Here is a 10,953-nt window from a genome sequence, read left to right as displayed (position 1 = left end):
CCACTGCTTCGACCCGCTGCCGCAAGTGCTCAAGAACGTGCGCTACGGCGCCGGGGGCGAGCCCCTGCGCCAGGACAGCGTGGTGACGGCGATCGAGGGCGCGCGCCAGCGCCTCGGCAATGCCGGCCGGCTGGTGATCCGGCCCTCCGGCACCGAGCCGGTCATCCGCGTCATGGCGGAGGGAGACGACCGCGACCTCGTGGTCCGGGTGGTCGACGATGTGGTGGAGGCGTTGCGCAAGGTCGCGGCCTGAGACGGGCGCTCCGCGGCGACGCCGCTCCAATGCAACGCTTTCGCAAGCCTAAGGCTTAACGTTAAGCGCGGGTTTACCGATTGCGCGGACAGTCGTGACGTCTTCCGGACGGGCCGCCCGAAGCCTCGCGGCCCCTCAAGCAAGGAACCGTCATGGGCCGCTGCAAGCCACTCGCGCTGGCGCGCACGTTCACGCTCGCGGCGGGCGTGGTCGCGCCGGGCCTCGTCCACGCCGCCGACCTGCTGCCACCCCCGCCGCCGCCGCTGCCTCCGCCGCCCGTGGAGTTCGGCGGCGGCTGGTACCTGCGCGGCGACGTGGGGGCGAGCATCTACACCACCCCGAAGGTCTCGACCCTGCCGGCGCCGGACGTTGTGCAGTACTACAACAGCGACCTGGGCGGCGGCGGCTTCGCGGGCATCGGCGTCGGCTACCAGTTCAACAACTGGCTGCGCGGCGACGTGACCGGCGAGTACCGCTTCTCCAGCGGCTTCCGCACCAACGACCGCATCAAGGCCGGCGGCAGCTACACGGACGGCTCCGGCCTGCGCACGAGCTACAGCAGCCAGACCGACGAATCGACAAACGGCAACTACTCGGCCGCCGTCGTGCTGGTGAACGGCTACGTCGACCTCGGGACCTATTACGGGTTCTCGCCCTTCATCGGCGGCGGCGTCGGCGTGGCCTTCAACCGCATGTCGGGATTGTCGGAGACGAGCCAGAACGTCACCAAGGTCAGCTACCCGGACAATCCCGAACTGGCCGGCAGCCAGTCCGGCGGCATCAGCGGCGGCGCCTACAAGACGCAGACCAAGAACAGCCTGGCCTGGGCCCTGCACGCCGGCGTGTCCTACGCCGTCACCCCCGGCCTGCGGCTCGAACTCGCCTACCGCTACCTGAACCTCGGCGAGGCGGGCTCGGGCGCGCTGAACTGCTTCTGCGGCCAGGTCTACGGGCCGTTCAAGGTCAAGGACATTGAGTCCCACGACATCAAGCTCGGCATGCGCTGGCTCTTCGGCGGGCCCGTGGTGGCCGCCTACGAGCCGCCGCCGATGCCCGGCCCGCTCGTGCGGAAGTACTGAGGCGGGCACCGGACCCGGTTGCGCGGGACGATTGCGACGGCGCCGCTCCCTTCCGGGGGGCGGCGCCGTCGGCGTTCTCGGCGGCTCCCGCGGCGGGAGATCCGCGCCGGCCCCGGGGCGCCCGGTCCGGGGACTCGTGGTCAAAGGTTAGGGTTAAACGCCTGCTAACCTTTACATGCCAGTGTCGGGACATCGGGCAGCAGGCCCGCGCACGACAATCGCGAAGACGCCCGGGCTCAAGCGCCCGAAGGGGCAGAAGAGGGCGATTCATGGCTCGGTTCCGTCACCGCATCTCGGCCGCCCTCGGGCTCGGCCTGCTCGGCGCCGCGCCCGCGCTGGCGGCCGACCTGCTGCCGCCGCCCCCGCCGCCGCCGGCCGCTCCGGTGGAGATCGGCGGCGGCTGGTACCTGCGCGGGGACTTCACGGCGAGCGACTTCCGGCACCCGAAGGACGACACGCTGCCGGGCACCGACGGCGCGAAGCTCGTGGGCTTCCGGCTCTCCGACACCGACGGGTACGGCGGCGGCGTCGGCTACCGCTTCAACAGCTTCCTGCGCGCCGACATCACCGTCGACGCCCGCACCCGCAGCCGCTTCCGGGATTACAGCTCGCGCACCCTGTTCACCGAGGGATTCAACACCGAGGCCGGCAAGCTCGACGTGCTGACGGGGCTGTTCAACGTCTACGCCGACCTCGGCACCTGGTGGGGCTTCACGCCCTACGTCGGTGCCGGCGTGGGCTTCGCCAGCAAGCGCTTCCACGACGCCTGGACCGGCACGACCTGCTTCACCACCACCTGCGGCGACACCCAGCCGATCTACGCCATCGGCCCCCAGGGCTACGACGCCCGCTCCAGCCACACCGCGCTCAGCCTGGCCTGGGCCGCCATGGCGGGCCTCTCCTACGAGATCGGCGCCGGCGTCAGCATCGACGCCAGCTACCGCTACCTCGAGATCGGCAAGGCGCGGACCGGCTTCGACGTCTACACGCAGAACACCCGGATCAAGGACATCGCCGCCAACGAGTTCAGGGTTGGCCTGCGCTGGGCCTTCGGCAACGGCTTCGCGCTGCCGGGCCTCGGGAGCTCCGCCCCGGTCTACTGATCGCCGGCCACCCGCCTCTCGCTCGAGAACTGCCCGGCGCCCCCGCGCCGGGCAGTTCTCGTTTCGGGCACGATCCGTCGCGCACCGTCATCGGCAACCCAATCTTAAGGTTACCAATGCATTGTGCCGATTGCGGCAAGACAGCGGCATCGAGGCTGCTGCCGGGGACGGCTTTCATGCGTATCGCGATCTACGGTCTACTCGGCTGCCTGGGCCTCCTCGAGGCAACGGCGGCAAGCGCTGCGGATTTCGACTTCGGCAGCCTGCGCGGCGGCAGCTACGAGCCGGTGGCGGCGCCCTCGCTGGCGACGTGGGAGGGCATCTACGTCGGCGGCCATGGCGGCTGGTCGAGCACGAATTTCGGCTTCGGCAGCGTGTTCCAGCCCCTCGTCGCCGACCACCTGCGCGGCCGCGCCCTGGAGAGCATCCTCGGGGCCTCGAGCCTGCTCAGCGCGGTCGATTCCCGCCGCGACGGCGCGACCTTCGGGGCCTTCGCGGGCATCAACTATCAGTTCGACGAGGTCGTGGCGGGCGTCGAGTTCGACTACACGCATGCCGGCATCACCGGCCGCAGCGCCGACCGCACGGGACGCTACATCGTCGGCAGCGACGGCTACCTCTACGGCGCCAACCTGTCGGGCGAGGCGGCGACGCGGCTCGACGACTACGCCACGATCCGGGCCCGCTTCGGCTACACCGTGGGCGGCTTCCTCCCCTACGTGACCGGCGGCTTCGCGGTCGGCCGCGCGCAGATCTCCGAGACGGTGGCGGTGCGCGCCTACGAGTACGACCAGGCCACCTACCGGAGCAACCAGGCGCTCGCCGACCCGTCCCAGCGCGTCTACGTCAACAATTCCGGCTACGCGAACTTCATCCAGGGCAATCCCGGCGGCAGCACCCTGGCGGCGCCCGACATCCTGCACCGCAGCAAGGAGAAGATCGTCGGCGGCATCGCGGCCGGTGCGGGCCTCGAATACGCGATCACGCCCGGCCTGATCCTGCGGGCCGAGTACCAGTACGTGCTGTTCAACGACTTCGACGGCCACAAGCTGAACGTGAACACGGTGCGGGGCGGCGCCGCGGTGAAGTTCTGAGCCGGCGGACTTGAGAGCCCCTTGCGGGCGGGCCCGAACCGCTCCACCCTTCCCGCGCACCCGGGAGAGGTGGATGGGGGAGGCGGTCTTCATGCAGCGTCTGGCCGGCAAGGTCGCGCTCGTCACGGGTGCCGCGCGCGGGATCGGGCTCGCCACGGCGCGCCGCTTCGCGCTGGAGGGCGCCGCCGCGGTGGTGCTCGCCGACATCGACGCCGAGGGGGCCGGCCGCGCCGCCACGGAGAGCCCGGTCTTCTACGACGCGTCCCTCGACGTCACCCGCGACGAGGAGTGGCAGCGCGTGATGGACGCGGCCGTGGCGCGCCACGGCGGCATCGACGTCCTGGTCAACAGCGCCGGCATCGCGGTCGTGGGCACGATCGAGGACATCACCCTCGCGCAGTGGCACCGGGTGCAGGCCGTCAACGTCGACGGGACCTTCCTGGGATGCCGCCACGCCGTGCGGGTGATGAAGCCGCCCGCCGGCCGGGGCGGGACCATCGTCAACCTCTCGTCGGTCTCCGGCATCGTCGGCGGCCACAACCTCGCGGCCTACAACGCCTCGAAGGGCGCCGTGCGCCTGCTCACCAAGTCCGTGGCCCTGCACTGCGCCCGCCAGCGCTACGGCGTGCGCTGCAACTCGATCCATCCGGGCTTCACCGAGACCGAGATGCTGCACGCCCTCGCGGCAGGCGGCCGGGATCCGGAGGCCCTGCGCGAGCGCCTGCGCGCCTCGGTGCCCCTCGGCCGCAACGCCGCCGCGGAGGAGATCGCCGGGCTCGCCGCCTACCTCGCCTCCGACGAGGCCGGGTTCGTCACCGGGGCCGAGATGGTGATCGACGGCGGCGTCACCGCGCAATAGGGCGGAAACCATGCCGAGGCGTCGCGGGCCGGCGGTTAAGCCGCCGGTGGCGCCTCGTGCGGGATCCTGGGGCCGGCCCAGGAGATGTTCCATGTTCGGACCCGCCCGCACGATCCGCCCCGCCCTGGCTGCCGGGCTGCTCACCCTCGCGCTCGCAGCCCAGGCGGCCGCGGACGGCCTGCCGGGGGGCCATCCGGCGCCGGGCGATCCGCGCCTCGGCGGCCCGCCCAGCGGCGACGAGCCGCGCGCCATTCGGGCATTGTGGCACGGGCCGGTCGTCCGGCGGGCCCACGCGGGCCGAGGGCGGCCCGTCGGCCGAGGGCGGCTTGTCGGCCGGGTGCAGCCGGTCTCCTGGGGCGAGACCGACGGCGAGGCCTACGAGGCCTGGATGCCGCGCCCCACGGGCCTGCCGATCTACAACATCCCGCCGCCGGTCTTCCCCGCCTGGTGAGGGCGGCCGCCGGTCAGGTCTCGAGCTCGCTGTCCCAGTACAGGTAGTCGACCCAGGTGTGGTGATACTGGCGGTGGTCGAATTCCGGCTGCCGGCGGTGGAGCTCGTAGCGGCTCGGCCGGCGGGGCAGGCTCAGGAGGGGCATCTCGGCCTCCTCGGGCGTGCGGTTCGCCTTGCGCAGGTTGCACGGGCTGCACGCCGCCACGACGTTGTCCCAGCTCGAGAGCCCGCCGCGGGAGCGCGGCACCACGTGGTCGAAGGTCAGCCCGCCGGAGGGCAGCCGCAGGCCGCAATACTGGCAGGAGAACGTGTCGCGCAGGTAGATGTTGTAGCGCGTGAAGGCGGGGCTGCGCGCCATCGCGACGTAGCTCTTCAGCGCCACCACGCTCGGCACCTTCAGGGATCGGCTCGGCGAGCGCGCCTCGACGTCGTAGCTCGCCACCAGGGTGACGCGGTCGAGGAACAGGGCGGTGAACGCGTCCTTCCAGGACCACAGCGAGAGCGGGTTGTACGAGAGCGGCCGGTAATCCGCGTTGAGCACGAGCGTTTGAAGATCCAGCATCATCCTGCCCTGACAACGGACCGACCGCACCGAGGCGCCCCGGCGCGATGCCGGTCCTCGGGTCGCCCGCCGGGACAGGTGATGGGGAGCATCGCCTATCCTCCGAGCTGGCCGGGGGGAGTGAGGGGACACGGCGGAAGGCCGCCACGAGTGCGCCGGAGGCGGGCACCGTGGTGAGCGGGGGCCGGGATGCGATCCGGGCGCCGTCTGCGCTGCCGACAAGGGACGATCAACGCCACCTCCCCGCAGCAGAACGAAAAGGCCGAGTCCATTGCGGGTTAGTCTAATAGCACGGTGACAGCCTTGTGAAGGTTCGCGGACGGGGCGTCTCGTCACGCCCACAGGCATTCCGCGGCGGCCCGGGCGGGCTCGCGGCGGGCGCCCGCCCGGGATCGAAAGCCGCGGCGGCGGCGCCGGGGCCCGGGGCGAATTCGCCCGGCGGGCGATTTTTCGCCCCATTGATCCGCGATTCCGGCCCGTCCGGCTCCGCCGCCCGGCCGCATGATCTAGGGTGCCGGGGACGATCCGGGTCGTCGGCGTGCCGGCACCCGGCGGCTGCGGCCCTCCGGCGGAGCCCAGACCCGGTGACGCCGACGGGAAGGCGAGCCTGCCCGCGGGTGAGAAGGATTGCGCATGACGTTGCTTCGCCGATGGATGATCGCCCTCGCGGCCGCTGCCGCGTTGAGCCCGGGGCTCGCGGCCCCGGCACCCGCGGCGGCCCAGGGACAGGCGTCGAGACCCGAGAAGCCGGCGGTGGCGCAGCTCGCGCCCGCGGCCAAGCCCACGGACAGCAAGCCGACAGACGCCAAGCCCTCGGATGCCAAGCCTGCGGACGCCAGGGCCGCCCAGGAGAAGGCCGCCGACGCGCCCGCGGAGGCGCCGACGCCCAAGCCCCAGACGCCGATCTCGGAGCAGATCAAGCAGATCCGCGCCCAGCTCGATGCCGAGAAGGCCGACCTCGACCAGCGCGAGCAGGCCCTGACGCATCGCGAGCTGAACAAGGACGACCTCGCGATGGTCCGCGACGGCATCGAGCCCGTCGCCGACCGGCTGCGCCAGGTCATCGACCAGCTCGGCCCGCGCCTCGAGGCCGCCAAGGAGCGGCTGACCCAGCTCGGGCCGAAGCCGAAGGACCCCGAGGCCCCGGACGTGGCCCAGGAACGCGCGCAGCGCGAGGCCGGCGTCGCCGAGATCGACGACACGCTCCGGCTCGCCCGCTCGCTCCTCGTCCAGAGCGACCAGCTCTCCGACCAGATCAGCAACCGGCGCCGCGCCGCCTTCACCCGGGCCCTGTTCGAGCGAACCGACGGCCTCGTGAGCCCGAACCTGTGGATGCGGGCCGCCAGCGACGTCGCCCGCGACTTCAAGGCCCTGGAGACGGCGCTCACCGACACCATCGCCCAGGGCCAGCGCCGGGGCACGCCGTTCAACCTGGCGCTGCTCGCCCTCGCGATCGGGGCGTCGGTGGCGCTCTACATCGGGCGGCGCCACATCGCGCCCCGCATCGGCCACCGCGGGACGTCCGCCAAGGAGCCCTCGCGGCGCGCCCGGGTCATGGCGGCCTGGCGGGTCTTCCTGATCGGCGCCGTGCCGGCGGTGGCGGGCAGCTTCGTGGTCGGGTACGCCCTCGACCAGACCGGGCTGCTCCCGGGCCGGCTCCTCACCGTCGCCCACCGCGTCGTGGCCTCGCTCGCCTTCGTGGCCGTGGTCGAGGCGATGGCGGACGCGCTGCTGTCGCCGGACCGGCCGGCCTGGCGCCTCGTCGGCATGAGCGACGCCACCGCCGAGCGCCTCAACCGCGTGGTCATCGCCATCGCCTCGGTCATCGCGGTCGGCCGGACGATCGAGGGGATGAACGAGAGCATCGCGGTCGGCCTGCCCGTCACCATCGTCACCAAGGGCGTGTTCGCGGCGGTCGTCGCGGTGGTGCTGGGGGAGGGCCTGCGCCGCTTCGCCGCCCGGGCCGAGACCGACGAGGCCTGCCTCGGCCCCTACGTGGCGGCGGATTCGGGCACCGGCATCGGCGGGCCGCTGCGCATCGTCGGCTGGGTCGTGGTGGCGGCCATCGGCCTGTGCGCGCTCGGCGGCTACATCGCCCTGTCGTCGTTCCTCATCGACCAGCTCATGTGGACCGCCATCGCGGCGGCGCTGCTCTACCTCGCCATCGTCAGCGTCGACGCCTTCGTGGGCGGCACGCTCCAGGACGAGAGCCGCTTCGCCACCGCGCTCCAGGCCAATACCGGGCTGCGCAAGCGCTCGCTCAACCAGATCGCGGTCCTGATCACCGGCTTCGTCCGGGTGGTGCTGATCACCGCGGCGGCGATCCTGCTGCTCGCCTCCTGGGGCGTCGATTCCACCGACATCTACGCCTCGGCCCGGGCGGCGTTCTTCGGCTTCAACGTCGGCGGCGTCACCATCTCGCTCTCGACCATCGCCATCGCCATAGGGCTCCTGACGCTCGGCATCCTGGTGACCCGGACGGTGCAGCGCTGGCTCGAGAACACCTACCTGCCGGCCACCGACCTCGACCCGGGCCTGCGCAACTCGATCTCGACGGTGAGCGGCTACGTCGGCTTCCTGGTCACCCTGGCGCTGGCGTTCTCGTATCTCGGCCTGAGCCTCGAGAAGCTCACGATCGTGGCCGGCGCGCTCTCGGTCGGCATCGGCTTCGGCCTGCAATCCATCGTCAACAACTTCGTGTCGGGCCTGCTGCTGCTCTGGGAGCGCCCGATCCGCGTCGGCGACCTCGTGGTGATCGGCGACAACGAGGGCTACGTGCGGCGCATCAGCGTGCGCTCGACGGAGATCCAGACCTTCGACCGCTCGGCCGTCATCGTGCCGAACTCGAACCTGATCTCGGGCGTCGTGAAGAACCGCGTCCGCGGCGACCGCACCGGCCGGGTCGCCATCACGGTGAGCGTGCTGCGCAACCAGGATCCCGTGCGGGCCGCCGAGCTGATCGCCTCCTGCGCCAAGACCCATGCCGACGTGCTCAAGGAGCCGCCGCCCCGGGTGGTCTTCCGCAAGATCGGCGACCCGTTCCTCGAATTCGAGCTGATCGCGATGATCACCGACGTCGCCGCGCAGCTGAAAGTGCAGAGCGACCTCAACTTCGCGGTCTTCAAGACCTTGTCGGAGCAGGGGCTGATCCCCAATCTTGGGCCTGGAGCGAGCATCGTCACCGTGCAGGGGCTGGACACGATGCAGGACGCGCTGGGGCAGATCGCCAGGATGGCGGGCCGGCCCGGCGAGACCGTCCTGCACCCGCCGGCCGAGCCCCGCGCCGAGGCCGAGCGTCGTAGACAGCCCGAGACCGTCCCGTGATCGCATTGCCCGGCCGCCTCCCGCGCCTCGCCGCCATCGGCCTCAGCGCCTGCCTCGCCGCCTGCTCGGTGAGCGAGGCGACGCGGGGGCCCGCGGCCGCGGGGCCGAGCCTGTACTGGCCGATGACCTCGACGAGCGCCGAGCTCGACGCCGGGGCGGCGCACGACATGATCGCCGCCTACCGCCGCAACAAGGGGCTGCCGGCCCTCGCCCTCGACCCGGGGCTCCAGCGCCTCGCCGAGACCGAGACCGCCGCCATGGCGGCGGCCGGCCGGCCGAGCCAGGCCGACATCGTCAAGACGGTGGCCGCCCGGATGGGGTTCGGCGACCCCGGCGCCAACCTCTCGGCGGGCTACCACACGCTCGCCGAGGCGTTCTCGGGCTGGCGCGAGAGCCCGGCCCACAACGCCGTGATGCTCGATCCCGCGGCGACCCGGATGGGCATCGCCACCGCGTACGCGCCGGACTCGAAGTACAAGGTGTACTGGGCCCTGCTCACGGCGAAGTAGGCCGCGCCGAGGGCGGTCCCGCCGGGCTCACGGCAGGCCGCGGCCGCGCGGCGTCGGCGGGGCCTCGTTGAGGAGCGTCACGGTGACCCGGCGGTTGGACGCGAGGTAGGGGTTGTCGGGAAACAGCGGCTCGGTGTCGGCCTTGCCGGCGACCGAGGCGAAGCGGTCGTCCGGGATCCCGCCGCCGGCCAGGATGTCGCGCACGCTGATCGCCCGCCCGGCCGAGAGCTCCCAGGGCGGGGCGGGGGGCCGGCGGCCGGGCCGGTCGGCGGCCGTGAAGCCCGTGACGGCGATGCGGTTCGGCATCCGGCGCAGCGTCAGGCCGATGCGCTCCAGAACCTGCCGGGTCCGGTCGTTGGGGCGGGTCGAGCCGTCCGGGAACATCGCCCGGTTGTCCTGGTCCACGAGCGAGATGTCGAGGCCGCGGGCGGTCTGCTCGATCACGATGTTCTTCGACAGCTCCGCGATCTCCGGCATGGCGTCGAGGGCCTGGCGCAGGGACGTGACGGCGAGGCCGAAGCCGTCCTTGTAGCCTTCGCGGGCCAGGCCGTCGGCGAAGATCTCGTCGGGCGTCGGCGGCGTGGTGCGGTCGGAGGCCTTCTCGGGCGGCACGTCGCGGACGTCGCGCAGCTTGGTGGCGCTCGGCAGGCCGTCCTTCTCGATGATGCCGTTGAAGCGAGATTCCTTGTTCACCCCGAAGGCGTCGCGCATGGAGCCCGCCACCGCCTGGAGCTTCTTCTGGTCCTGCGTCGAGTAGGCGGCGATCATCACGAAGAAGCTCATCAGGAGCGCCATCAGGTCGGCGAAGGTCACGAACCAGCCGTGCCCCCCGTGCGCGCCGCCCCGCTTCTTCTTGGCCACCGCTCGAAGCCTCCCTGTCGCCCGCTCCCCGCGCCGCCGGTCAGGCCGCCTCGGCGGCCAACTCGTCGCGGTGGTTGTGGGGCAGGTACGCGATCAGCATCTCGCGCACGAGCGAGGCGCTCTTGGCGTCGCGGATCAGCAGCACCCCGTCGATGATGAGGGAGCGAGAGACGTCCTCCTCCTCGAGCTTGACGTGCAACTTGTCGGCGATCGGCAGGGTGATCATGTTGGCGATGAGGGCGCCGTACAGGGTGGCGAGCAGCGCCGTCGCCATGGCGGGACCGAGCTTCGAGGGGTCCGACATGTTGGCGAACATCGTCACCATGCCCAGGATGGTGCCGATCATGCCCCAGGCCGGGGCGCAGTCGCCGAAGGCGCGGTACACCTTCGAGCCCTCGTCGAGGTGCATGAGGAAGTTGTCGCGGTCGCGCTCCATCGTGTCGCGGATGAACTCCCGGTCGTAGCCGTCGGCGATGTAGCGCACGCCCTGCGCCAGGAACGGGTCCGAGATGTCCATGTTCTCAAGCGCCATCGGGCCGGATTTCTTCACGATCTCGGCGATCTTGGTGATCTCCTCGATCAGCTCGCGCGGCTTGATCGACCGCATGGTGAAGGCGAAGCGCATCCCCATCGGGATGCCGTGCATGATCACCGAGAAGGGGAAGCGCAGCATCGTGGCGGCGGTGGCGCCGCCGAAGATCACGATGACGGCGTGCTTGTCGAAGTAGGCGGCGAAGTTGCCGCCGTCGATCATGATCAGCACGAACACGACCGCGACGCCGCCGACGAGGCCGATTCCGGTTGCGAGATCCATCTGAGGTCGGCTTTCCGTGGCCCGGACCCGTCCGGCGGTGCGGA

The 10,953-nt window shown here is 71.6% G+C and carries 10 protein-coding genes and 1 pseudogene; 8 read left to right on the top strand and 3 right to left on the bottom strand.

Going from position 1 to position 10,953, the window contains the following annotated elements; all coding sequences use genetic code 11:
- The 6 genes and pseudogenes from glmM to DT057_RS21535 form a co-directional block, all read left to right on the top strand.
- Positions 1-253, top strand: a pseudogene (gene glmM, locus DT057_RS21560) (phosphoglucosamine mutase); the annotation flags it as partial.
- A gap of 152 nt (positions 254-405) precedes the next feature.
- The gene (locus DT057_RS21555; protein ID WP_128564162.1) at positions 406-1,332 is read left to right on the top strand and encodes an outer membrane protein; all 927 of its coding nucleotides are present in this window, start codon (positions 406-408) and stop codon (positions 1,330-1,332) included.
- Positions 1,333-1,601: 269 nt separating this feature from the next.
- Positions 1,602-2,435 carry an outer membrane protein gene (locus DT057_RS21550; RefSeq protein WP_128564161.1) on the top strand — a complete coding sequence of 278 codons (834 nt, stop codon included), beginning with the start codon at positions 1,602-1,604 and terminating at the stop codon, positions 2,433-2,435.
- Positions 2,436-2,611: 176 nt separating this feature from the next.
- Positions 2,612-3,529 carry an outer membrane protein gene (locus DT057_RS21545; RefSeq protein ID WP_128564160.1) on the top strand — a complete coding sequence of 306 codons (918 nt, stop codon included), beginning with the start codon at positions 2,612-2,614 and terminating at the stop codon, positions 3,527-3,529.
- Positions 3,530-3,602: 73 nt separating this feature from the next.
- Complete coding sequence (locus DT057_RS21540; RefSeq protein ID WP_238313238.1) at positions 3,603-4,388, top strand: glucose 1-dehydrogenase; 786 nt, start codon at positions 3,603-3,605, stop codon at positions 4,386-4,388.
- Between the two features lie 91 nt (positions 4,389-4,479).
- Complete coding sequence (locus tag DT057_RS21535) at positions 4,480-4,839, top strand: hypothetical protein (RefSeq protein ID WP_128564159.1); 360 nt, start codon at positions 4,480-4,482, stop codon at positions 4,837-4,839.
- 13 nt (positions 4,840-4,852) lie between these two features.
- Here the strand turns inward: DT057_RS21535 and DT057_RS21530 are convergent, their stop codons facing one another.
- Positions 4,853-5,401, bottom strand: a complete 549-nt coding sequence (locus DT057_RS21530) for an HNH endonuclease (protein WP_128564158.1) — start codon at positions 5,399-5,401, stop codon at positions 4,853-4,855.
- A gap of 633 nt (positions 5,402-6,034) precedes the next feature.
- Here DT057_RS21530 and DT057_RS21525 point away from each other — a divergent pair.
- Together DT057_RS21525 and DT057_RS21520 are read left to right on the top strand one after the other, a co-directional pair.
- Positions 6,035-8,725: a DUF3772 domain-containing protein gene (locus tag DT057_RS21525; protein WP_128564157.1), complete on the top strand. Its 2,691-nt coding sequence runs from the start codon at positions 6,035-6,037 to the stop codon at positions 8,723-8,725.
- Positions 8,725-9,234 carry a CAP domain-containing protein gene (locus DT057_RS21520; RefSeq protein ID WP_203236343.1) on the top strand — a complete coding sequence of 170 codons (510 nt, stop codon included), beginning with the start codon at positions 8,725-8,727 and terminating at the stop codon, positions 9,232-9,234. The genes DT057_RS21525 and DT057_RS21520 overlap by 1 nt, the downstream gene beginning before the upstream one ends.
- 27 nt (positions 9,235-9,261) lie before the next feature.
- Here the strand turns inward: DT057_RS21520 and DT057_RS21515 are convergent, their stop codons facing one another.
- Positions 9,262-10,095: an OmpA/MotB family protein gene (locus DT057_RS21515; protein WP_128564155.1), complete on the bottom strand. Its 834-nt coding sequence runs from the start codon at positions 10,093-10,095 to the stop codon at positions 9,262-9,264.
- Positions 10,096-10,135: 40 nt separating this feature from the next.
- Positions 10,136-10,909 carry a motility protein A gene (locus DT057_RS21510; RefSeq protein ID WP_128564154.1) on the bottom strand — a complete coding sequence of 258 codons (774 nt, stop codon included), beginning with the start codon at positions 10,907-10,909 and terminating at the stop codon, positions 10,136-10,138.
- Positions 10,910-10,953 lie beyond the last annotated feature (44 nt).

It is taken from the genome of Methylobacterium crusticola (assembly GCF_003574465.1).
GTDB classification, from domain to species: domain Bacteria; phylum Pseudomonadota; class Alphaproteobacteria; order Rhizobiales; family Beijerinckiaceae; genus Methylobacterium; species Methylobacterium crusticola.
Note: the sequence above shows the minus strand (reverse complement) of the source record. Positions and strands in the feature narration are given on the sequence as shown.

Excerpts from the sequence above, each read along its gene's own strand:
- DT057_RS21555 (WP_128564162.1), top strand. The coding sequence starts at position 406 with ATGGGCCGCTGCAAGCCACTCGCGCTGGCGCGCACGTTCACGCTCGCG.
- DT057_RS21550 (WP_128564161.1), top strand. The coding sequence starts at position 1,602 with ATGGCTCGGTTCCGTCACCGCATCTCGGCCGCCCTCGGGCTCGGCCTG.
- DT057_RS21545 (WP_128564160.1), top strand. The coding sequence starts at position 2,612 with ATGCGTATCGCGATCTACGGTCTACTCGGCTGCCTGGGCCTCCTCGAG.
- DT057_RS21540 (WP_238313238.1), top strand. The coding sequence starts at position 3,603 with ATGGGGGAGGCGGTCTTCATGCAGCGTCTGGCCGGCAAGGTCGCGCTC.
- DT057_RS21535 (WP_128564159.1), top strand. The coding sequence starts at position 4,480 with ATGTTCGGACCCGCCCGCACGATCCGCCCCGCCCTGGCTGCCGGGCTG.
- DT057_RS21530 (WP_128564158.1), bottom strand. The coding sequence starts at position 5,401 with ATGCTGGATCTTCAAACGCTCGTGCTCAACGCGGATTACCGGCCGCTC.
- DT057_RS21525 (WP_128564157.1), top strand. The coding sequence starts at position 6,035 with ATGACGTTGCTTCGCCGATGGATGATCGCCCTCGCGGCCGCTGCCGCG.
- DT057_RS21510 (WP_128564154.1), bottom strand. The coding sequence starts at position 10,909 with ATGGATCTCGCAACCGGAATCGGCCTCGTCGGCGGCGTCGCGGTCGTG.